Here is a 21974-nt window from a genome sequence, read left to right as displayed (position 1 = left end):
CTCGCAGCAATTTACAACTACGAGTTAAGTTTAGCTGTCTCAAAATTCCAAACCCCCACCATAACATAAAACTTATTTTGCAAGAGGTCTATTAATTAAGCTACTTTTTGATTGTATCCAGCTAAACTTAGATGTATGGTGCAGAAAACATATCAGATAAGTACGGTTTTCCTACTTAAGTTTTGTAAATACTAATTTAGTTTTTTTGATACTTCCTCTATTTATAATTAAATTACTATTTAAGAGATATCATAAATGCATCTATCTATAGGAATAAATTGTTGATCCAAGTAGAAATTACAAGTGCGAAAAGCAATACAAGAGTAAACATGGTATTATTGAATTAATTAAATAGTATTTATGGCGATGGAGCTCGCCAAAACCGCCTTTCTAGTACAGGTAAAATTCATCACTGGAAGGCTGATGGCTCCTACTTTCTTCGCTGACTGCGGGAGAGTAGGGCTTGGCTAAATGCATTACCTGACTCCCCTGTAGAAAGTGTAAGTCTACAGATTGCACCTCAATGAGTCATGGTATGAAACAACTACGTCAATTTGAACCGTTTCTTGTATTACCCGACCTAATTAAATGGTTGCCTATTTCCGTTGTAGTTGGCATTCTTGGTGGAACGGCTTCTGCAGCTCTTTTGGCATCACTAGAATGGGCAACTGATTGGCGAGAATCGCATCGGTGGATTATCGCCTTGCTGCCCCTTGGTGGCTTCTTGAGTGGTTGGATTTATCATCAATTTGGTCGGACTGTAGAAGCTGGAAATAACCTTTTACTTGAAGAAATTCATAAACCTAAAAATATTATTCCTTTTCGGATGGCTCCTCTTGTTTTATTAGGAACAGACCTTACACATTTATTTGGAGGTTCAGCAGGTCGTGAAGGTACAGCATTGCAAATGGGTGCTTCTTTGGCAGACCAGTTAACTAAAATATTACATTTTCAAGGAGCCAATCGGCGAATTTTATTAACCGCAGGTATCAGTGGAGGATTTGCTTCAGTTTTTGGTACTCCCTTAGCTGGAACCGTATTTGGTCTAGAAGTTTTAGCGATTGGTAAAATTAATTACGACGCTCTTTTCCCTTCTTTAATTGCTGCGATCGTTGGGAATCAAGTAACCTTACTATTGGGTTTGCATCATACCGCATACCGACACGCTCCCTCTATACCGACGCTGACAATTTGGGGGTTGATTGCTGCCATTATCGCAGGTGCAATCTTTGGAATAGTCGCAAGGCTCTTTGCTCAAGTAACTCACAAAATTGGTCACTTCTTTAAAGCAAAGATATCTTATCCTCCAATGCGTCCTTTAATAGGCGGTGCGATCATAGCAGCAATTATTGGGTTGAGTGGTACAACTAAGTATATTGGACTTGGTATCCCTACTATCGTTGATTCTTTCTCCACTCAGCTACCTCCTTGGGATTTTGCAGCAAAATTTGGTCTAACTGCTCTAACTTTAGGAGCAGGTTTTAAGGGAGGAGAAGTGACACCTTTGTTTTTTATTGGTGCAACTTTAGGCAATGCTTTGTCGTTGCTTTTAACGTTACCTGCACCACTGTTAGCAGGAATGGGATTTGTGGGTGTGTTTGCAGGTGCAGCAAATACACCTTTAGCATCGACTATAATGGGAATTGAACTATTTGGTTTGGAATCGGGAGTATTTATTGCTATTGGCTGTGTAGTGAGCTACCTATTTTCAGGTCATTCTGGAATTTATACTTCACAGCGTATCGGGTTGAGTAAGTACTCTACTGTATATCTGGAAGAAGGACTGACTTTGGCTACTTATGGGCGACCAAAAGTTGAGCCAAGAATTGATTTACCAGATGATAGCGAAGAAGCAGGAAGTAATTCTCAGGAATAATTTATTGATGCAATTAATGGATAATTGAGAAAGTGCATAGTTTACCGCCGTAAGCATCGCATAATTAGAGTAGTGATGTATGCGCGATCACTATTGTATAAAGTCAAGTAGCCACTCAATCAAAAGGAGAGGGGGAAATCGTACATAAATTTGCTGGGCAAAAGGTGTCTGAAATCCGGAAGTACAAGAAGGGTAGTATAAAACAGGCTCCACTCCCGGAAGAATCGCCCAGTTGGGATGAGTTTTGTGAAATGTTATGGGAAGAGATTGAAGCGGGAGCAGAAGTAAATCAACCAGGTTTTAAAGTTGTTCGTAAATTATTAAGCGATAATAGGTTTGACAAATGAAGAATCATGGATTTGGCAAACTAGTTACTTTTCTAAATCAATTGGAACAAGAGAAAATTAGTTATACTCTAGCTCATCATCGGGATGAAACGATTATGGTAAATGTGGCGGTGGCTGGGGAACGATGGGAAGTGGAATTTTTTGACGATGGTTCGGTTGAGGTAGAACGATTTGTTAGTAGTGGAGAGATTAATGGAGAAGAGGTTTTTAGTGAGCTATTTGCTATGTATTCTGAGCAAGAAACTAATTCTGCCAAACATACCCAAAACGCTAACTTGGCAAGTACTACGTGAAGGCGATCGCACTATGTCTCCTCTGAAAAATCGAATCTTTAGTGCCAGCATCCATATTTAAATTATAAGTTAGTTGATTCATGTCAATATCTTTTACCTATTAATTAAACTTACCAATAATCACCTGTTGCTATCTAGTAGGTCTAAAAAACGCTTAACTACACAATCTGGCTGCCGTTGACAATCTTTCCAATCAAAGCGCTCAATAAATATTCCGTAGGCCCTTAAAGATTGATCTCGACTACGGTCGCGCTGAATATAGCTTTGTGTATTGTGGTGTGGACCGTCCACTTCCAGGATTCCCCACTTTCCCTGATGACATATTAGGAAATCTGGATAACATTCACCGCGTCCATATCCAACCTTAAATCGCGCTTTGCAGTTCGGAAGGAATAAGACACCTAGTTTATCTAATTCTTTTGCAACTTGGACTTCACTAAGGGATGCAAATTTAAAGCCATTCCAATTTTTTACTTTTTCATCAGAAATGAATGTACCCTGATTATTTCCATCTCTTCCAAGAGCATTTTTTAGCAAATTATCATGCCAATCAGCTTGGATATCTGGAATATTCGATAACTCTATTACAGGAGTTATATACAGCTTATTAACCTCCCATTCATCAAGAGGTAGTATAGCTTCAAAAGCTCGATGAATAGCTTTAGTAATAGAATGTTCTTTATCAAGAAGAATATCATAATTAGGTCGTCGAGTTTTAAGTTTTATCTCGAACCAAGAGGAAGCAGAATCCCAAGATAAAAAAGTACAACATAGTAAAAATATAGCTTCATCATTCTCCCGTCCATCTATTAGAAACTGTACAGCTTTTGCAGACTCTTCGTTAAAATTTTGAGTTTTCATAAAAAAATGAGAAGTATATTAGATTTTAGAAATATGCTGCAACTTTGATGCATATTAGCTTAACAGCTTTTAAGACGTAATTACTGCTAGCTTGATCATAATTAAGCAAAATGAGCAATGCTTGTTTGATCATTTACTAAATCATCGCTTCCAATTCTTCCAAAGCTTGAAAACTTCCTACTTGCCAACTACGTTCCACAGCAACGGGGATAATCTGAGTAATAGCTATATCCTCAAAATTAGGACTAGTATCAGATTTTATGTATTTCCCATCTCTTAGCAAATAAATGGAGAGACTCCCGCTATCGTAAACCCATAATTCTGGGACTCCAATGGCTTCATAAGCATCAAGAGTAGTTTTCGATGTAACATCAGTCTCAATCGCTAAATCTGGTGGTGGATCATCAGGTTGCAAGCGGCGATGACCAATCATTTGTTGATAATTTTGAATATAAAAGCAAGCATCAGGTTCAACTCCTGCTAGACCTTGCCGTTTAAAGGTGGTAGAACCAAAAGGTTGATATCTGATATCTTTAGCCTTCAGCAATATTTTGACAATATCAGAAATTAAATCTTTGGGTATTTCATGTTCTGGTAAAGGAGCCATAATTTCTAAAGCACCCTGGCTGTAGGCAATTCGTGTAGTTCTTTTTTCTCCCAATTCTTGTAAAATACATTCAAATTCTTCCCAGCTAACATCTGGAATGGTCACAGTGCTACCAGGTGCTAACTGCATTTGGCTAACAGGTTTGAAAACGGGGATAGCAGCAGTCATAACCAGAATATAAGTAAGCTAAGTTTAAATAATTATCTATAAGGTTGCGGTGGATAATACAGCCCACCGTAACCTTTAGATTAATAGATTGAGTTTAACAAAAGCGATCGCTTTACACCTTAAACTTCTCGGTAATCCGCTTCATCGCCTCTTCGACATTCTCCCGACTGTTAAATGCCGAAATGCGGAAGTAACCTTCACCCGCAGCACCAAAGCCAGAACCAGGTGTTCCGACAACATTAACAGTTTGCAGTAACTTATCAAAGAATTCCCAACTGGATAAACTATTAGGAGTTTTCACCCAGACGTAAGGTGCATTCACGCCACCATAAACTGATAATCCGGCGGCTGTGAGTTTCTCACGGATAATTTTGGCGTTTTCTAGATAGAAACTCACCAATCCCTTGATTTGTGCTTGTCCTTCTTCAGAGTAAACCGCTTCGGCTCCCCGTTGGACGATGTAAGGAACGCCATTAAATTTGGTGGACTGGCGACGATTCCACAGTTTGCATAGTTCCACATCGGAACCATCGGCGGCTTTTCCTGTAAGTGTCTTCGGTACCACAGTTAACGCACAACGGGTTCCTGTAAAACCTGCATTCTTAGAAAAAGACCGAAACTCGATTGCAACTTCTCTTGCACCTTCAATTTCATAAATTGAGTGGGGAAGTGATGGATCGGTAATATAAGCTTCGTAGGCTGCATCAAAGAAAATAATCGAGTTATTAGCTTTGGCATAGTCTACCCATGCCTTTAAATATTCCTTGGTAGCAGTTGCGCCAGTTGGGTTATTAGGAAAGCAGAGATAAATTAAATCGACTTTTTTTGAGGGAATCTCGGCGGTGAAGTTGTTATCAGCCGTAATGGGTAGATAAACTAAGCCTTCAAACTCACCTTTATCGTTAGCATTCCCCGTATTTCCCACCATAACGTTAGTATCTACATACACGGGATAAACTGGGTCAGTAACGGCGATGATGTTATCATGACCAAAGATTTCCAGAATATTGCCAGTGTCGCATTTGGAACCGTCGGATATAAAGATTTCTGAAGCATCTATCTCGGCTCCCCGCGCTTGGAAATCTTGAGTAGCTATTTTTTCTCGTAACCAGGCGTAGCCTTGCTCTGGGCCGTAGCCTTTGAAGGTATTGTGATCGCCCATTTCTTCCACAGCTTTAATCATAGCTGTGCGACAGGCTTCTGGCAGAGGTTCGGTAACATCACCAATGCCTAACCGGATCACCTTAGCATCAGGATTCGCTTCAGCAAAGGCATTCACCCGCCGAGCAATTTCTGGAAACAGGTAACCCGCTTTCAGTTTCAGGTAGTTGTCGTTAATAGTTGCCATATATAGATTATGAAAAACGCCCTCAAACAGCTTACTGCTAATTTATAAGGGCGGGGAGTGGGGAGTGGGGGGACAAGGGAAATAACCAATGCCCTGTTTGGCCAATGATCAAATATTTATCGGCTGTTTATTATCGGCTGATGCGTAATAAATGTTGCGATCGCCAATTCCAAACTGCGTGAGTGATTCTTGACCTGTAATTAATCTTGCTCCGCGATTACGGGTAAAATAGTTCCATGCCCACTGAATCATTACTACTAATTTGTTGTTAAATTCAATTAAGAAGTAGATGTGAATCAATAGCCAAAACAGCCATGCAAAGAAACCTTTCAGCTTGATAAAGCCCAAATCTACCACAGCAGAATTGTGTCCAATCATCGCTAAACTACCCCGGTCAACATAAGCAAAGGGTGACAAACTGTTACCTGTAAGCCGCTTTTGGACTAGTGCTGCTACATATTCTCCTTGTTGCTTCGCTACAGGTGCAACACCGGGTAGCGGTTTACCATTTTGATGAGAAAAATTTGCTAAGTCGCCAATTACAAAAATATTGGGATGTCCCTTAATACTCAAGTCAGGTTCGACAATAATGCGTCCAGCGCGATCGCATTCGGCATCTGTGCGTTCTGCTAGCACTTTTCCCATTGCTGAAGCTTTCACACCTGCTGCCCATAATACTGTTTTTGAGGCAATCTCTTTAACTTCATCGCCTTGTTTGAGGGTAACAATATCATTTTCAATATTCGTTACCAGTGTTTTTGTCTGAACAATCACCCCCAACCGCGTCAGGGATGCTTCCGCTTCTTGTGATAACTCTGGTGCAAAGGGTGGCAGAATCCGATCCAGACCTTCTAATAGCAAAATCCTAGCTTCCGATGTGTCGATGCTGCGGAAATCTTCTGTGAGAGTTTGATTTGCCAATTCTGCGATCGCGCCCGCTAATTCTACACCAGTTGGGCCACCACCAACAATTATAAAAGTTAACCAGGCACGGCGTTTTTCTGGATCAGTTTCTTTTTCTGCGGCTTCAAACGCCGTAAAAATCCGGCTACGCATTTCTATGGCATCTTCTACGGTTTTCAAACCTGGGGCAAATTCTTCCCAGTTATCTTTGCCAAAGTAGGAATGCTTCGCACCTGTAGCGACAATTAACGTATCGTAAGGTATTGCTTCGTCCCCCACGAGCACTTGTTTTGCTTCTGGATCAATATTATTCACCTCTCCCAGCAGCACTTTCGTATTCTTGCTCTTACTGAGTACAGAACGCAACGGTGAGGAAATATCAGCAGGAGATAGCGCACCTGTGGCGACTTGGTATAAAAGGGGTTGAAATAGATGAAAGTTACGTTTATCAATCAGAGTAACGTTTACTGCTGCCTTGGCAAGTGTTTTTGCCGCATACAGTCCACCAAAACCACCGCCAACAATAACTACTTTATGAGGTGGATTATTGTCAAGTGAATTTACCATAAGAAATATTATCCTGTTTTCCGACTATTGTAACTATTCTTAACAAATTTGTATCAAAATTGTCATCATATATTTTGTATTGTTTTTTACATTTGATTGAAGATTAAAGTAATCAAAACGACAGGATAAACAGAACTTTTCAAGATGGAGACTCAGACAATAAGATTTGGCAATATTTGGATTAATTTTTACTTATGTAAATTTATCAAAGGTAGATGTATGATTTATGCAAGCTCACTCAGAACTAGTTGATTCTGGTGTTTGTATTAAACGTGGTGAATGAGTTCGCCGCCAACGAGTAAAGCCATAGACAAGAGCAGCAAAAATTAACAAATAGGGACTGTAAACAATTAACCAAATACTCAGCTTGAATAAGCCAACGGAAAATGCACTCAAAGAGTGGGTGGAGTTGTTCCAAGTTTCCTGAACTTGCAAACCAAAGGCAGGTTGGGGACTGGTGCTAGAAACTGCTGCTTCTAGGTTCAGCGTAATAGTGGAATAAGCAACTTGATTTTGTAGGCTTTTTAGTTGGGCATCAATTTGTTCTATCGTTTCCCGGACATTACTCAGTTCTTGGGCGACACTAAGCACATCTCTAACAGAACCTGCCCGATCCATAATTTTTTGCAAATTGGCTTCAGTTTTCTGCAAATTGGTTAATCTAGCTTGGAAATCCACCAAGCGATCGCCTACATCTTCCGCAGTGATATTGCGACTCTCAACAGTGCCCAATTTCGCTAGTTGTTCTAAGGTAGATTCCAGCAGATTCTCTGGTATCCGCAATTGTATTGTTGCTGTGTAACGCGGGTTGTCGTTTTTGGGTTGTTGTTGTTTCAACCCGATCAAATCCCCTTGCTGTTTATTGATAATTTGCGAAACGGCATCAATAGTCTGATCTACAGAGTTGACAGTCAAAGAAATTGCTGCCTTTTTAATCAGTTGGGGACGAGAACGGGCTATTGGTGCAGCTTCCGCCTTTTGGGAAACATTGTTTTCACGAGCAGGTGCAGATGCTGGATTTACCGCGTCATTGGCTGCAATTGGAGGTAAAGCCTGATTTGCTGACTGATGGGAAGAAGCACAACTGGTGAAAATCACCCCTCCTAATAACACACTCATAAATAAAGCAGATGTGCGCGGTAATTGGGTCGAAGTGTACATAATCTACCCCTAGATGGATGAAGTTAACTTCAGTATTGCTCACATAAAACTCAAAACCTGTATTGTTGCGATTTCTGTAACAGAGATGAAGAGTGCTGAGTTTGGTAAAGTAAATCCCCATCCGTAACGTAATTACGAATTACGAATTGTTAATGGCTCATAGTTCCGTGGTTACTCAATTTGAGGTACAATCGTAAGCCTGCAAATTAATGACCACGCTTGCTGACAGGAGATGCTTCTATGGCCCGGATGTATTATGACGAAGATGCCAATTTAGACCTTTTGGCTGGAAAAACTATTGCTATTATCGGCTATGGTTCGCAAGGTCATGCCCACGCTCTCAATTTAAAAGATAGTGGTTTGAATGTGATTGTGGGATTATATCCGGGTAGTAAGTCAGTAGAAAAAGCTGAAGCAGCTGGGTTAACTGTGAAGAATGTTGCAGATGCTGCCAATGCTGCTGACTTCATCATGATTTTGTTACCTGATGAAGTTCAAAAAACGATTTACAAAAACGAGATTGAACCCAATTTAGAAGAAGGGAATGTGTTAGCTTTTGCCCACGGTTTCAATATTCACTTTGGGCAAATTGTACCACCGGCTAACGTAGATGTGGTGATGATAGCACCCAAAGGGCCGGGGCATATAGTCAGGCGGACTTATGAACAGGGTGAAGGTGTACCAGCGCTATTTGCAGTTTATCAAGATGCCAGTGGTCAGGCACGCGATCGCGCCATGTCTTATGCTAAAGGTATCGGTGGTAGCCGCGCTGGTGTTCTCGAAACTACTTTCCGCGAAGAAACCGAAACTGATTTATTTGGCGAACAAGCAGTATTGTGCGGTGGTTTGAGTGCTTTAATCAAAGCCGGATTTGAAACTTTAGTAGAAGCTGGTTATCAACCAGAATTGGCTTATTTTGAATGTCTGCATGAAGTCAAGCTGATTGTTGACTTGGTTGTAGAAGGCGGTTTGGCCAAAATGCGCGACAGCATTTCTAATACAGCTGAATATGGCGATTATACCCGTGGCCCGCGGATTGTGACCGAACAAACCAAAGTTGAAATGCAGAAAATTCTCAGCGAAATTCAATCTGGACAATTTGCACGGGAATTTGTTCTGGAAAATCAAGCTGGTAAACCAGGATTTACCGCTTTGCGTCGCAAAGAAGCTGAACACAAAATTGAGGAAGTTGGCAAAGATTTACGCGCTATGTTTAGCTGGTTGAAAAAAGCTGAAGCAAAAGCAGAAGGACTAAATCATTCATGAAAAGTTAGCTCCCCGACTTCGTAAAAGTTGTCGGGGATTTGGACACCGCAAATTTTCACAAACTCAGATAGGATTGCTTATATATAATACAATACGCTTGAGTTAAGCCCAAACTGATTTTTGACCAGGTTGTGGTAAAATAGGATTTTGTTTCATTCTCAATAATCTCCTTTTAAATTTTGAGCAATTCTAAAACCGGCGTGTTGATAAAAGTAGGGACGAAACCAGTTGCGATAGGTTGGTAATGCCATTGCACCATTAGTAGCCCAAGAACCGCCGAGCATCATCTGATGTTTGCCATCAAAAAAGGGTGCTGCTTGATCTTCGTAAAGCGGATGAGGTTCAAATCCTGGTAGGGCGTTGAAAGTGTCCCCTATCCATTCCCAGACATTTCCTCTGAGATCATAAAGTCCACAAGCACAATTAGCTGGTTTGAACATTCCCACTGGGCTGGGGGAAATGAATTGTAAGTTGAGATTAGAGTTAGTTGATAAGTGGTTATCCTTACAGCTAAGTAAAGCTTGATTCCATTCGGCTTCACTCATCAAGCGGATTTCTGAGCCTTGAGAGCGACAAAATGCGCTCGCTTCGTAGTAATTGACTTCCACAGGCCAGTTTAGGGGTAAGTCTATTTCATCGAATGTGGCTCGATAGCGGTAGCCATCCTGCAAGGGTATCCAGAATTTGGGATGTTGGACATTGTAGAGTTGCTTCCAATCCCAAGATTCAGCATTCCAGTAGTCTGGATTGTTGTAACCACCAGCTTGAACAAATTTCAGATATTCTCCGTTAGTGATTAAATATTGACTAGCCAAAAACGGTTTTACTTCAACAGTGCGATCGCCATATTCGCTATCCCAACCGAATGTAAGATCATCCTTGGGTTTTCCTAGTTTCACCACACCACCGGGAACCCGGCGCATTTCATTCTTGGGAATATTCCCCTTGCTAGGTGCATAATTCCAGCCTTGGGGACATTTTAGGCAATTAGTAGGCAATTGACGCACCAGCATCGAAGAGGTTTCAAAGTGAATGCGACTATGTTCTATTCCCATCAGCAAAGCCCAGAAGCGATGCTGTTGATGAATCGGGAGATCCAGAGAAGTATTTTGAATCACCTTTGTAATAGCTTGTCGTGCCTTGTCTCGATATTGCCAAACTTTTTTTACATCAGGCCAATTAACTCCTTGCATAGCTGCGTCGAGTTCTATCGGTGTTTCTGGATTAACTCCGATTTCAAATAGGGTTTCGTATTGGGAATTAATTCGAGCTTTGATTAAACCAACTCTAATTAACTTGTTGATGAAAAAAACAGCTGAGTGACCAAGATAAAAAATTAGACGGTTTCTTAAAGGATCAGGGTTAAAATAAAAAGTTTCTTCCCTGACCAAACTTTTCATGAGTGTTTCTTCAAGCTCCCAAGAATTTTGAAAGTAGTTGAGCAGGCTTTGTGAACTGCAATCATTCAGTGTGGGGACTTGAGTCGATGTCAGTCTATTTAGCGTTGAAACTAAAGGCATGATATTTTTGACAGGAGATTAACTGTATAAGTTACACAAACTACAGCTTATTACAAAAATAAGTGTTGTTTATTACATTTTCTCTTGTGTCGTCATGATCAGCCAATTTGCTCAATTTGTAAATAGACCAAGAATGTATTTTAAAATACTTAAACTACGGGTTGCCAGAATAATATCAATAATGGATTAGCGCTCAATTACTTATCTTAACTGAGTTTCAGATGATTTTTCTGGAGTGCAAACATAGCACTTCTCGTTTGTATGCAATACACTCTGACCTTTCTCCTTTTAGGAGAGAGGCTTTCCTCGTTCCCAGCCTCTGGCTAGGAATGGCTATTGTGAGGCTTTGCCTCCTAAATTTGCGGCAGAGTCACTTTTAATGCATTTCCAGCCAGAGGCTAGAAACGAGAATTTTCTCTAGCTACTTTTGGCATCACTGATTGGTATGCAAACGATGTCAAATATTTTACTCAATTTCCATTCCCTTAAAGGGAGGAAGTTACGTTAATCTAATTCGCAGTTTCTGGGTTAAATAAATCGTGCAATGATTAACAAATCGTTTGTGCATAACTAAACCTGCGGTGGGCTGTGACGCTCGTTCGGGCTAGCGTGCTGTAGGCAAGACTTGCTAACGGTGTCGCCGAAAGCCGACGCTTAGACTTTTCGCTCTTGCTTTTGAGAGGCTTTGAATTCTCCTCCAAGGGTTGTAGAGTTGGGGGGTTAGGTTTCGCTGTCTTGTTTTTCAGATTCTGTGAAAAGTCAGGTCGATCATTACCTTAAAAGTGCTGCTCACTTCAGTAAAATTGTGATTGAGATTGAATAATCATCAGATCAACAATATTCACGACAATTGGCAGAGAAAATGGAGACTGGTGCTAAAGGAGAGATTTAGCGTCAACCTCCTCACAATCCATCTGCACCACACAATTTCTTCCTTGTGCTTTTGCCTGGTAGAGTCCCTGGTCAGCAGTAGCAATTAAGGTTGCGGGAGATAATTGGCTATGAGGAGTGATGGTTGCCACACCAAGACTTAGCGTGATGAATTCACTGACCTGAGAATGGGGATGAGGCTTTTTTAACGCACTAACATTGTTCTGAATATCTCTTGCAACTGCAATGGCCGATTCGATATCAGTATTTGGTAAAATAACTGCAAACTCTTCTCCACCATAACGAGCAACTAAATCAGCAGGGTGTTTAACTGTTTGAGAGATTGCCTTAGCAACCTGTCTGAGTGCATCATCTCCTGCCAGATGTCCATGCGTATCGTTGTAAAGCTTAAAGTAATCGACATCGCACAAAATCAAAGATAGCGAGGCTTGCTCTCGTGCCAATCGTTGCCACTGTGCGTTGAACGTATCATCAAAGCAGCGTCGATTTGCCACTTGGGTTAGACCATCCGAACAGGCAAGGCGCTGTAATTCATGATTTGCTTGTTGTAATTGGTGGTAAAGTTCTGATTGTTGAATAGCGATCGCAGCTTGACCCGCTAACTGGTTAAACAAGTTAATCTCCGATTGCTGCCATTGTCTGGTATGACGGCATTGGTGAGCGATCAATAGTCCCCACAAACCGTCTTGCTGCAAAATGGGCACGATAAGGTATGCCCTGATTTGCAAACTTCGGAGGAAGTCAACATGACACGGCGATAGTCCCGCAGTTTCAATGTCTTCGATCGCTCTGGTGCTACCTTGTTGAAAGTAAGCTGCACGCGTGGGTTGAAGGCACGTGTCCATGAAGCATCCCTGAATGGACATACACCCTTCTGCTAAGGATTCTACAGCGACTAAACCACTCCAGTCTGGCTCAAACTGGTAAATCACTACTCGGTCTACCTCAAACATTTGTCGCACTTCGGCTGCTGTGGTTTGCAAAATCTCGTCTAATTCTAATGATTGTCGAATGCGTTGCGTTACAGCCGCGACAATTCGCTCGGACTCGCTTTGGTGTTGAACCTGCTGCTCAACTTGCTTACCATCTGCTGATGCTACAGTTAACGTGATCGGATCAAAGTGAGGAGTTGTAGAGATAGGTACTGCACTGGGTTTACCAATCAAATAGCCTTGAGCAAAAGTTGCGCCTCGTTCTCGCAGCCAGTTTAGTTCCTCAATGCACTCAATCCCTTCAACGACGCTCTGGATATTTAACTTTTGAGTAATCTCCAGAAGCTTCTCTGTAATCGAAGCTTTGTAAGGGTTTTGATGCACATCTTGAATTAACTCCATATCCAACTTAATAAAGTCTGGACGTAACTGATGCAGCAAGTTTAGGCTGGAATAGCCAGACCCAAGGTCATCAAGGGCTATTAAAAAACCAGCATCCCGGTAGTATTTGATCACTGTCTTGAGATGGTCTAAATCTTGAAGATTGTCTGACTCCACAACCTCAAAAACAACCCGCTCATGGGAGATGCCTGCTTGATCAATTGCCTCTAGGGTACTGTGTAGGCAAAAAGCTGGATCATAAAGTGACGTTGGTGCAAAATTGATGAAAATCTGCCCGCTTACTTGATGGCGGCTGAATTGAGCGATCGCGCTTAGGCGAGCAACTCGGTCGAGTTGTGGTAAGAGTCCAGCTTCAGTTGCTAACTCCAGAATTGGTCCCGGTAGCACTAAATTGCCTTGTTCATCCAGCCCTCGCAAGAGTGATTCATATCCATAAATCTGCGATGTATCCTTAATTGAGACAATTGGTTGGAAGTAACTGGTGAATCGTTCCCTTGCTAGCATTTCAATCAGCCAGTCGGATTGGTTGAACTTAATGAAGCGTTGTAATGAGGTTATGTCACTAAAATCATGGAGTTGAGGTTGGATAGCACCTTGAAGGAAAAGGACTTGCGTCTCTCTTAATTCTCTCGGTGCAAGTAGTTGGGCCAGGTTACGGGCAATTTCTTGTGACTGTCCGGGTCTACAGTCCAAACTCAGACCTGGACGCTTGTGCATCAGTTCATACTTCAGGGCGAACTGCTGTAGGTAGGAGGTGACTTTTTTCAGTGTATGGGGAACGGGGAACCAGAGAAAGAGCCTGCCTGCCTCCTTAGTCCGGCAGCGTGCAACATTACGACAAGGACAGGTTTTGGAAATAGCACATATTTGGCTCATAGCTAACTAATCTGCTCAATCCGATTTCCTTTATTATTCCCACTATTTTTAATGTAAAAGATAAACTACACTTCAAATAGATGAAGATTTGATGAGTTTAATTAATTGAATAATTTAGATGAGCAGGTAACTCAGCAACAGATCCACAAGGTTATACTAAATGCTTAAGTATTTACTGATATATTTTGTGTAATTAAGCCAATTAATGAGGAGTTATATTAACAATTTAAGTTGCTAAATCAAGGCAAATATCAGCCACAATAGGAATAATTTTTAGCTGGGTTAATTAAGAGTAAATATATTACTTAAAAAATAATCTAACCTCAATAAACCAATCCGCTTAAGTTAAGGCTTAATCCTTTTTAACCCTCCTTTTTAAGAGGAGGGAATTAGAGCAAGCGTATTGCTCAATAAATAACAAAAGTTCTCAAACAAGTCAATAAAGTATCTTCTGTTTTAGGGAGAATGCATGATTTAAGTTGCAAACTTGAGATAGAGATTGTGATCTCAAGTCAGAGCATCACAACTTTTATTATAAATTAATGTTATCGTTTCAACAAATAAGACTATTTGATTTTATTATTAAAGTTGCTTTATCCTGAAGTCAGTAGAGATTTGAACTTTGAACTCTTTATGGAGGATTGGGACTCCAACCAAGAACTTAATAATAATAACTTCTACAGTACCCAGTGCCGGAGCGCCCATTCCTGAGCCACTCGCTCAGAGTTCAAAGAGCAAAGTAATGCTAAATTGCCCAAAGAAGTTTTAGTGTATCTACTTTTCAACTTTGAGAAAGCAAAGAAGGACAATAGCTAAATGCTAGAGCAGCAGATTGATTACCCCACCAGACCCAAGACAAGTGCAATGATCATGAAACTTTTCCAAATCACTCTAGTGGTCTTAGTACTTTTGATCAACTTAGCAATTGCTTTCCCTTCTTGGGCAGAAAGAGCGCCTTCTTTAACTAGCAATTCTAACTACTTTCAAGTAGGGCAAAATGTCATTTGGCTTTACAAGGCTCGCACAGATTCTAGCGATGTCCAAAGAATTCCTGGAGAAGTAGTCAAGTTAAGCTCCAAGCAAGTGCAAATCAAGGTGTACAAACATAACAACGAATTTGTTAATCGTTGGGTGAATCCAAACAAGCTTGAGAATTCGCAAAAAGTTAAAAGGTCAGTACTCTAAAATTGAGCCAGATGGAAGTAAACCAGTCCTAGCCAGCGACAAAAGTCTTTATTGGACAAAGTATTTGGATTTAGGGTGAGATACCAAAAATGTTTCTTCCAAAATGGGATGCTCCCAAGCTATCCAATCTAGAGTAGCCTGTTGATGGTACAAAAGTCGATATTTACAACGGGCGTAGTTACGTTACAGCCCTAAACTTCTAAACTATTTTATTTTTTGTAAATTAAAAAAACTGAACCAATCGGACCAAGGTTTTCTACATAAGTTTTCTGGTTATAATATAATCCTGGAGACATCCCTCCATCAAATAAAATCCCTTCTTGAATCTTACCTAAACAGTTATTGCTGGCGATACCTTCTAAGACATTATCAAACATATCTGGCAGTAGCTCTTGATTAACTTGAGACAATTCAATATTTGAATTTGCTTTCAAGTCATTAACTAATAGTATTACATAGCCTTGATTAGTGATAGCTGCCAGAGAGCGATTAGTTGCATTTTTACAGGCAAATTCTCCCAAATCTTGACAAATATCTTTAAACTTACCCTGACGATAGAATCTGCCATTACCGCCCACTAAATTATAATTTAGAATATCGCTCTTTCTTTTACCAGTTTGGATAGTTGCCTGTCGCTGGTTGGGTATACCTCCTGATATCCCAAAGGAAGAACGTTTATTTTTAAATGCTCCTGAATACTCTACGCCACGAGAAACATTTAAGCCTTGTGGTTTATCATCAGTACCTATATAGTCGGCATTAATTGCGGCAATGGGTAGCTGGCCGTCTAATTTGGCATTCTCATCAGCGATGAGTTCATGAAACTGTTTTGGTACATATTCTTTACGCAGTTTCCCCCTAGCATCTTTGGCGTAGAGTTTATGAGATAGACCAACATTAACTTTGAAATCTAATTCTACTGATTTGGGATTAAAAATAATCACATTGTTAATGCCTCTTTGATTTTTTTTACCTTGATTATTGGTTTTAAAAAAATCAATACTGAACTTAGCATCTTTACCAAGGCAAGTTTTAGATGCTTTTGGGACTGAATTTGCCTCAATCTCTTGACAACCTGATAAAAAGCTTGCACAAATTATCAAGCTAAATAACAAAAATAATTTTTTTGTAGACATATAATGCAAAAAAAACCGCTACAGAATTACTATAGCGGGGAATAATTTCAAATTTCAGTTTGGAGTTAATCTAAGAGCCAAAACTTAAGGGAACCATTCTAAAACAGCTTCTTCTTTGGTATTAGTATTCCGGGATGGTGTCTCACGATTAAATTTCATTTGAATTGACCGGGTTTGCTCACCATCAGCAGCTACAGCCAAAATCGGATAGTCGATTAAACCATCCTGGAAGGACATCTGGAAGCGGAATGTCCCATCTGGATTTAACTGAATTCTCCGGCCACCAATGGTTACGGTAGCATCAGGTTCGGTTGCACCGTAGACTATTAACTCAGCATCGGCAATTAACCAGAACTGGCGCGGACGCATTGGTACAGCGGAAGCCGAGAAGCCAACACCTGACATTCCTGCACCAGAAGCAGTTAAGCCAGATCCGGTGGGAATTGCCCACAGACCCACACCAGATGGGAAAATGTAGGAGCTAATGGCTTGTTCAGGACGCGCTGAACCTGGTACTTGCTGCTGGGAGCCGAAGATAGAACCAGCAACCCTTTGTGCTTCAGCAGATTCAGCTAAACCAAATATTTCGTCGTAGATGGGATTACCGTTGCTGTTGCTGTTGCCGTTGACATTCACATTCACACCATCATTGGCTGTAACTGCAATCTTCTTAGCAGGGTGAACCAGTTCGTACTGAGTCTCACCACGCAAATCTTCTTCAACGTTGACAGTAATGAAGACATCTTCAATCCAGTCAGAAGGATAGACAGGAGGAATGTGTACTTTAGCAGAACGAGCTAATACCAACCAGCGACCATCAGCAGCACGATAACCGATATCGATCACATAATCGCGATCGCTAACTGGAACTGGTATATACCATTCTCTAGCTAGTTCATCAGCAGGATATTCTTGAATACTGTGGGGGCTTTGGTATTCGATATTGATGTCGGTGACATCATAAATCCGTAGTGCGAGTTGTTGTCCTCCTTGTCGGCGCAGTTCCTGTTTATGTTCATTCGGAATATCCCAGTAAGTGTAAGCCCACTGAGGATCGCGCGGTAAGAGGACAATCCGGCTTTCACCATATCCAGAGGGCAGATCGGCGAGTCCTTCATCAACATCAGCCAAAGATCCACCAGTCCGATCTTCCTGACCTAATTCAAACTTAGCTGCTTCCACGGTTTCTTGTGCCTCCAACGAACGAGATGGACTGAGCAAAGTTTTGCTGCGCTGGACTTCTAAAATTGATGCCAGCAATTGTGATTTACGCATTCGGCTATAGCGAGAGATGCTATATTCGCTGGCAACTCTGCGTAGTTGCCGTAAGGTCATCTCTTCTAATGGTGGGCGTTCTTTTGCCATTTATTTGGCCTCCAGTAGTTTAAGCGGTAAATGATTTCCCCTGGTTAAAGAATGCTATATAAAATGTCATCCACTCCAGATGAACTTCTTATTCCTGACTTCTGGTTTTGCCCAGTTTTTAAGTTTTTAAATTGAGATCACTTCCAATCAATTCCAAGTTATGCCAAAATCAGCATTTCTTTGGGATCGGAGGAGTCCTATTTGTTGTCTTAAGTCAATATTAACCACTAAGCATATGTAGGGATCAAGGGGTTTCAATAGGTTTTCTAGCTGTTTCACGAATTTATCAGCTCTTCTGGGATCTAATTGTCAGGTTTTCATAACATTGTTAACTAATTGATGTTGAGTAATGGGAGTAATGTCAATTTTTCCTGACATTACGTTGTAGGTTAGCCAAAAACCGTTATCCATAAACAAAGGAGTAGGATGCAAAGGAGTTATGTCGTTGATCACAAAACAGGTAAGCTATTGCGGATGATAGGGGCGATCATGGATATTACCGAACGGCTTGCCGTGCTGCGCGATCGCAATCGGGTACAAGCACAATTAGTTAGCCAAAACTTGCGATCACAAGTTTTGGCTAATATCACTTTGAAAATTCGTCAGTCTTTACAAATCGAGCAAATTCTTCAAACTCCTAACTCCCAACTCCTAATCTCCAATCAACTCCACTGCATCTCGTCCATCGCAATTTTGTAAGTAAACTTTGACAACTTCTTCTTTAGCAGTAGGCAACTGCTTGCCAATAAAATCTGGGTGAATTGGTAATTCTCGATGACCTCTGTCTACTAACACAGCTAAACGAATCACCTCTGGTCTACCGTACTCGTTGACTGCGTTCAAAGCAGCGCGAATCGTCCGTCCTTTGAAAATAACATCATCCACGAGTACAACCGTTTTCCCCGTCAGGTCAAAAGGAATTTCGCTTTTTGTTGGAGTCCGCAATCCAATTTTATCGAGGTCATCTCGATAAAATGTAATGTCCAAAGCACCGACTGACACGGCTACACCTTCGAGTGTCTCAATCTGACGCGCCAACAATTCGGCTAATAACGCACCCCTAGTATAAATACCAAGAAGCACCAGTTGAGACAAATCACGTGTCCTTTCTACAATTTGAGAGGCGAGGCGAGTCAAGGTACGACGGATTTCTTCTGATGAGAGAATTTCAACTACTTTGGCAGACATAGCGAGTGATAAATTAGGAGTGATCAGTTAAGAGTTAGGAGTTTTTATTCTTAACTTCTAACTCCTAACTCCTAACTTTATATTTATCATTATCTATTTGGAAGTATTAAGAATATAGCGATCGCTATCCCTAACCATAGCAAAAAACAATATCGAGTCAGCTGCAAAGCATTCTGAATAGAAGTTGCAGTAATCGGATAAATAGCATCTCCTAGTAGTGGTTTGTACTTAGCTACCCCACGATACCAATTTGTACCCCCCATTTGCACACCCAAAAAAGCAGCATAGGCGCACTCACTCCAGCCAGAATTGGGACTAGGATCATTAATTGCATCTCGACGACAAATTCGGGAAACATGCATCGGTTTACCTGATAACAGCGCCAGAGTCACAACTGTTAACCGACAAGGTAGCCAAGTCAAACAATCTTCCAACCGCGCACAGAACCATCCCAAATAAGTATAAGGTGCTTCTCGATAGCCCACCATTGAATCAAGGGTACTGCTGGCTTTGTATGCTAAAGCCAAGGGAGTTGGCCCCACAAGTGGCACAAAGACACCAACAATTGCATAAAAAAGTGGAGCCATTACCCCATCGGTGGCATTTTCTGCAACCGTTTCTAAAACGGCTCGTGAAATTTCTGCTTGTGAGAGGTTTTGTGTATCTCGACCAACGTAATTACTTAAAATCTTCCGAGCCTGCCGCAAATCTCCCGCTGTTAAAGGTTGTAAAACAGCCGCTGCTGCTGCTTGCAAACTTCTGCCAGCAAAACAACTAGCCAAAAGAATACTATCTATTGCAATTCCCAACAACGGATGAACCCATCTAGCACTTTGAATAATCAAAAAGCCAACAAGGCCGCTACCAATTATTAGGATAATGCCTAGTACAATTCCAGCTAGGCGTTGTGTTAGAGAATTTTGACACAATTGCAAAGAAGATTTAGTCAGGCGAGAAATTACCCACCCCATAACTTGCACTGGATGAGGCCAATCCCAAGGATCGCCAATTAAGTAATCTAAAAGTGCAGCAATTATTAAGATATAGATGCTATTAGTCATAAGTTACTGGTCAAGGGTCAACCAATTTGGGATTTTGGATTTGGGATAATGGAATTGACCCTGACCACGAAAGCGAACAGCGGTAGGAAGTCTGGGGCATGAACCAAAAAACCTAAAATCTAAAATTCGTGGTCAAGAGGAGCCAGTTATGTGCAGGAGTTTCCTCTCTCAAGTGAACTGGATCTCAAGGGTCAATATTTGGATTATTGACTATTGACTATTGACTCTTTACTAAACCACAAAACTAGCCTCTTCTCCGAGGGAAGCCTGCCAACTACGAGCATCGTAATAAAGGTCTGCCAGAGTAATACTGTACAAAGCTTCTTTAAGCTTTTGGTTGAGTCTCTGCCAGAGGCTAAATGTTACCCAATCTTCAGCTTGTGCAGGTGCTGGAGTGTGATGGGGTAAATGGCTAGTCTCGCCAACTGCTTCTAAAATTTGTCCTATAGATATTTGTGCAGGCTCTCTTGCCAATTGGTATCCACCGATGCTACCACGAATTGATTTAACTATTGACGCACGACGCATTTCTATTAGTAATTTTTCGAGGTAAGGAGCTGGGATATCTTGGCGTTTGGCGATCGCTCTCACTGATACAGGGCCATATTTTGGCTGTAAACTCAAATCTAGCAACGCCTTCACACTATAGTGTCCTCTGGTAGTTAATTTCATTTTGGCAAGGTTTATTGTTTAGTCAATAGTCAATTTTCCCGAATCCAAATATTGACCCTTAAACGGTAGTTGCTCTTTTTGGGGAAACACGCTTATTGCTCCATTTGGGGAAACCCTAAGACCGCACTGCCTCCTCTTCTTTTGACTAAGGATCAGTTTTACTTATCATTCTCTGACTTAGTTATCATCTAAAGCTTGTAAACAACCTTTTGAGCGTTAGTTTAGAAAACTTAAAACTTGTATAGTCTAGAAGTGATTCACTAACTATATATATATAGTTATCAGCATTGCCAGCATTCTATAAAATAGATTGTTTTGGCAATATTGTTAATCACATAACAATTGTGCCTATGAGTGTAATATACTTGGCTAGGTTGAGATAAAAACTAAAGGATTATGTTCCTATTAGGTCAATGTCAGCTAAAATAAAATCGATTCAAACACTTCAAACATTCATTTTCGACCTAAGTTGATGCCTAAACAGAAAAAAATTGAACCCCTACTCGGTGAAGAACTGCTCAAAAAAGTCAAAGAGCTAGAGAACGAGAGCAAGGAAGACAAAGCCAAGAAGTGCGGCTACTATACCATTACCAAAAACGGTATAGAGCGCGTCAATATGATGAAGTTCTTAAATGCCCTAATTGATGCTGAAGGCATTCAGTTGGACAGTACACCCAGTGCTAATGGGCGTGGTGGACGTAGTGCCAGCTATAGAATTAGTGTGCAATCGAATGGTAACTTACTTATAGGTTCAGCTTATACAAAACAGATGAATCTTAAACCAGGAGATGAATTTCTGATCACTTTAGGCAAAAAGCACATTCGTCTGAGACAGGTAGATCCAGAAGATCAAGAAGATGATGAAGCCATAGAAGCTACAGCTTAATAATATAGTCAAGAGTCCAAAGTCAACAAATTTTAGATTTTGGATTGACCCCGTCAATAAACGGATGAGGCTTGAAAATTTTGAATTTTGGATTTGTGTTACCCACAAGGGGTGAAAACGCGTAGCGAGACATTAGTCTGGCATTAACCTAAAAGACGCAAGGGTAGCGCAGCGTAAAGCCATGCCGTTGTGCGGAGCGTTTCGCAGACAAGCCTTCTCAAAGAGAAGGCTTTACGCTGCGCTATTGGGTTTTCTTCAATCTAAAATTGGTACTCAAGAGTCATTAATCAAAAGTCCAAGATTTTTGACCCTTGACCGTGCCAATATTGGATTTTGGATAAGGGACTTCCAGAAAATAAAATATACAGATAACAAAAATGATAATCATTGTTAAGGGGTGGGAGAAGCTGCCGTTGGCAGCCTCTCCCACCCCAAGTTGTAGTAAATTGAATGATGATTCGAT

The 21974-nt window shown here is 41.0% G+C and carries 19 protein-coding genes, 1 pseudogene and 1 riboswitch; of the genes and pseudogenes, 7 read left to right on the top strand and 13 right to left on the bottom strand.

The genetic code is table 11. The features are described 5' to 3' along the window. The first annotated feature begins 353 nt into the window (after window positions 1-353). Window positions 354-440, top strand: a riboswitch (Fluoride riboswitch). Between the two features lie 95 nt (window positions 441-535). The 3 genes from V7K21_RS06600 (at window position 536) to V7K21_RS06590 (ending at window position 2516) form a co-directional block, all read left to right on the top strand. Beyond that, the gene (locus V7K21_RS06600; RefSeq protein ID WP_335172637.1) at window positions 536-1876 is read left to right on the top strand and encodes a voltage-gated chloride channel family protein; all 1341 of its coding nucleotides are present in this window, start codon (window positions 536-538) and stop codon (window positions 1874-1876) included. 164 nt (window positions 1877-2040) lie between these two features. Continuing rightward, window positions 2041-2223: a hypothetical protein gene (locus tag V7K21_RS06595; protein ID WP_335172635.1), complete on the top strand. Its 183-nt coding sequence runs from the start codon at window positions 2041-2043 to the stop codon at window positions 2221-2223. Next, window positions 2220-2516 carry a hypothetical protein gene (locus V7K21_RS06590; RefSeq protein WP_335172633.1) on the top strand — a complete coding sequence of 99 codons (297 nt, stop codon included), beginning with the start codon at window positions 2220-2222 and terminating at the stop codon, window positions 2514-2516. Before V7K21_RS06595 ends, V7K21_RS06590 begins: the two co-directional genes overlap by 4 nt. 120 nt (window positions 2517-2636) lie before the next feature. Here V7K21_RS06590 and V7K21_RS06585 read toward each other — a convergent pair whose 3' ends face one another. The 5 genes from V7K21_RS06585 to V7K21_RS06565 all read right to left on the bottom strand — a co-directional run bounded on the left by V7K21_RS06585 (window position 2637) and on the right by V7K21_RS06565 (window position 8131). Next, window positions 2637-3377: a DUF559 domain-containing protein gene (locus tag V7K21_RS06585; protein WP_335172631.1), complete on the bottom strand. Its 741-nt coding sequence runs from the start codon at window positions 3375-3377 to the stop codon at window positions 2637-2639. A 136-nt stretch (window positions 3378-3513) separates the two neighbouring features. Continuing rightward, entirely contained in the window at window positions 3514-4152 is a 639-nt protein-coding gene (locus tag V7K21_RS06580; RefSeq protein ID WP_335172629.1) for a Uma2 family endonuclease, read from the bottom strand. A gap of 112 nt (window positions 4153-4264) precedes the next feature. Then, window positions 4265-5500, bottom strand: coding sequence for an LL-diaminopimelate aminotransferase (locus V7K21_RS06575; protein ID WP_335172627.1), 1236 nt, complete (start codon window positions 5498-5500; stop codon window positions 4265-4267). A gap of 108 nt (window positions 5501-5608) precedes the next feature. Beyond that, window positions 5609-6970 (bottom strand): NAD(P)/FAD-dependent oxidoreductase, encoded by a 1362-nt coding sequence (locus tag V7K21_RS06570; protein ID WP_335172625.1) that lies wholly within the window; start codon window positions 6968-6970, stop codon window positions 5609-5611. Between the two features lie 234 nt (window positions 6971-7204). Then, on the bottom strand, window positions 7205-8131 hold the full coding sequence (locus V7K21_RS06565) for a DUF4349 domain-containing protein (protein ID WP_335172623.1): 927 nt from the start codon (window positions 8129-8131) through the stop codon (window positions 7205-7207). Between the two features lie 240 nt (window positions 8132-8371). On the opposite strand from V7K21_RS06565, the gene ilvC reads away from it, so the two are divergent. After that, window positions 8372-9397: a ketol-acid reductoisomerase gene (ilvC, locus tag V7K21_RS06560; RefSeq protein WP_335172621.1), complete on the top strand. Its 1026-nt coding sequence runs from the start codon at window positions 8372-8374 to the stop codon at window positions 9395-9397. Between the two features lie 158 nt (window positions 9398-9555). Here the strand turns inward: ilvC and ovoA are convergent, their stop codons facing one another. Both ovoA and V7K21_RS06550 read right to left on the bottom strand, forming a co-directional pair. Then, window positions 9556-10917: a 5-histidylcysteine sulfoxide synthase gene (ovoA, locus tag V7K21_RS06555; protein ID WP_335172619.1), complete on the bottom strand. Its 1362-nt coding sequence runs from the start codon at window positions 10915-10917 to the stop codon at window positions 9556-9558. Between the two features lie 875 nt (window positions 10918-11792). Next, a complete protein-coding gene (locus tag V7K21_RS06550; RefSeq protein WP_335172617.1) occupies window positions 11793-14018 on the bottom strand; it encodes an EAL domain-containing protein in 2226 nt (741 codons plus the stop codon). Window positions 14019-14834: 816 nt separating this feature from the next. Between V7K21_RS06550 and V7K21_RS06545 the strand changes: the two genes are divergently transcribed. Continuing rightward, window positions 14835-15203 (top strand): hypothetical protein, encoded by a 369-nt coding sequence (locus V7K21_RS06545; RefSeq protein WP_335172615.1) that lies wholly within the window; start codon window positions 14835-14837, stop codon window positions 15201-15203. A gap of 209 nt (window positions 15204-15412) precedes the next feature. On the opposite strand, the gene V7K21_RS06540 is transcribed toward V7K21_RS06545, so the two are convergent. Both V7K21_RS06540 and V7K21_RS06535 read right to left on the bottom strand, forming a co-directional pair. Further along, window positions 15413-16339, bottom strand: a complete 927-nt coding sequence (locus V7K21_RS06540; RefSeq protein WP_335172613.1) for a phosphodiester glycosidase family protein — start codon at window positions 16337-16339, stop codon at window positions 15413-15415. Between the two features lie 84 nt (window positions 16340-16423). Continuing rightward, on the bottom strand, window positions 16424-17704 hold the full coding sequence (locus V7K21_RS06535; protein WP_335172611.1) for a DUF4912 domain-containing protein: 1281 nt from the start codon (window positions 17702-17704) through the stop codon (window positions 16424-16426). 432 nt (window positions 17705-18136) lie between these two features. On the opposite strand from V7K21_RS06535, the pseudogene V7K21_RS06530 reads away from it, so the two are divergent. Beyond that, window positions 18137-18340: pseudogene (locus tag V7K21_RS06530) on the top strand (hypothetical protein); the annotation flags it as partial. A gap of 15 nt (window positions 18341-18355) precedes the next feature. Here the strand turns inward: V7K21_RS06530 and pyrR are convergent. The 3 genes from pyrR to V7K21_RS06515 all read right to left on the bottom strand — a co-directional run bounded on the left by pyrR (window position 18356) and on the right by V7K21_RS06515 (window position 20625). Further along, entirely contained in the window at window positions 18356-18892 is a 537-nt protein-coding gene (gene pyrR / locus V7K21_RS06525; RefSeq protein WP_298920883.1) for a bifunctional pyr operon transcriptional regulator/uracil phosphoribosyltransferase PyrR, read from the bottom strand. Between the two features lie 89 nt (window positions 18893-18981). After that, window positions 18982-19953, bottom strand: coding sequence for an adenosylcobinamide-phosphate synthase CbiB (cbiB, locus tag V7K21_RS06520; RefSeq protein WP_335172607.1), 972 nt, complete (start codon window positions 19951-19953; stop codon window positions 18982-18984). 231 nt (window positions 19954-20184) lie between these two features. After that, entirely contained in the window at window positions 20185-20625 is a 441-nt protein-coding gene (locus tag V7K21_RS06515; RefSeq protein WP_335172605.1) for an Rrf2 family transcriptional regulator, read from the bottom strand. 472 nt (window positions 20626-21097) lie between these two features. Between V7K21_RS06515 and V7K21_RS06510 the strand changes: the two genes are divergently transcribed. Then, on the top strand, window positions 21098-21511 hold the full coding sequence (locus V7K21_RS06510) for an AbrB family transcriptional regulator (RefSeq protein WP_335172603.1): 414 nt from the start codon (window positions 21098-21100) through the stop codon (window positions 21509-21511). Between the two features lie 283 nt (window positions 21512-21794). Here the strand turns inward: V7K21_RS06510 and V7K21_RS06505 are convergent. Continuing rightward, window positions 21795-21974 (bottom strand): hypothetical protein (locus V7K21_RS06505; protein WP_335172601.1); only part of this gene is annotated, 180 nt, incomplete at its 5' end.

Origin of the sequence: Nostoc sp. (assembly GCF_036919595.1) — a bacterium.
GTDB lineage: Bacteria > Cyanobacteriota > Cyanobacteriia > Cyanobacteriales > Nostocaceae > Nostoc.
Note: the sequence above shows the minus strand (reverse complement) of the source record. Positions and strands in the feature narration are given on the sequence as shown.

Excerpts from the sequence above, each read along its gene's own strand:
- V7K21_RS06600 (WP_335172637.1), top strand. The coding sequence starts at position 536 with ATGAAACAACTACGTCAATTTGAACCGTTTCTTGTATTACCCGACCTA.
- V7K21_RS06590 (WP_335172633.1), top strand. The coding sequence starts at position 2,220 with ATGAAGAATCATGGATTTGGCAAACTAGTTACTTTTCTAAATCAATTG.
- V7K21_RS06585 (WP_335172631.1), bottom strand. The coding sequence starts at position 3,377 with ATGAAAACTCAAAATTTTAACGAAGAGTCTGCAAAAGCTGTACAGTTT.
- V7K21_RS06580 (WP_335172629.1), bottom strand. The coding sequence starts at position 4,152 with ATGACTGCTGCTATCCCCGTTTTCAAACCTGTTAGCCAAATGCAGTTA.
- V7K21_RS06575 (WP_335172627.1), bottom strand. The coding sequence starts at position 5,500 with ATGGCAACTATTAACGACAACTACCTGAAACTGAAAGCGGGTTACCTG.
- V7K21_RS06570 (WP_335172625.1), bottom strand. The coding sequence starts at position 6,970 with ATGGTAAATTCACTTGACAATAATCCACCTCATAAAGTAGTTATTGTT.
- V7K21_RS06565 (WP_335172623.1), bottom strand. The coding sequence starts at position 8,131 with ATGTACACTTCGACCCAATTACCGCGCACATCTGCTTTATTTATGAGT.
- ilvC (WP_335172621.1), top strand. The coding sequence starts at position 8,372 with ATGGCCCGGATGTATTATGACGAAGATGCCAATTTAGACCTTTTGGCT.
- ovoA (WP_335172619.1), bottom strand. The coding sequence starts at position 10,917 with ATGCCTTTAGTTTCAACGCTAAATAGACTGACATCGACTCAAGTCCCC.
- V7K21_RS06550 (WP_335172617.1), bottom strand. The coding sequence starts at position 14,018 with ATGAGCCAAATATGTGCTATTTCCAAAACCTGTCCTTGTCGTAATGTT.
- V7K21_RS06545 (WP_335172615.1), top strand. The coding sequence starts at position 14,835 with ATGCTAGAGCAGCAGATTGATTACCCCACCAGACCCAAGACAAGTGCA.
- V7K21_RS06540 (WP_335172613.1), bottom strand. The coding sequence starts at position 16,339 with ATGTCTACAAAAAAATTATTTTTGTTATTTAGCTTGATAATTTGTGCA.
- V7K21_RS06535 (WP_335172611.1), bottom strand. The coding sequence starts at position 17,704 with ATGGCAAAAGAACGCCCACCATTAGAAGAGATGACCTTACGGCAACTA.
- pyrR (WP_298920883.1), bottom strand. The coding sequence starts at position 18,892 with ATGTCTGCCAAAGTAGTTGAAATTCTCTCATCAGAAGAAATCCGTCGT.
- cbiB (WP_335172607.1), bottom strand. The coding sequence starts at position 19,953 with ATGACTAATAGCATCTATATCTTAATAATTGCTGCACTTTTAGATTAC.
- V7K21_RS06515 (WP_335172605.1), bottom strand. The coding sequence starts at position 20,625 with ATGAAATTAACTACCAGAGGACACTATAGTGTGAAGGCGTTGCTAGAT.
- V7K21_RS06510 (WP_335172603.1), top strand. The coding sequence starts at position 21,098 with ATGCCTAAACAGAAAAAAATTGAACCCCTACTCGGTGAAGAACTGCTC.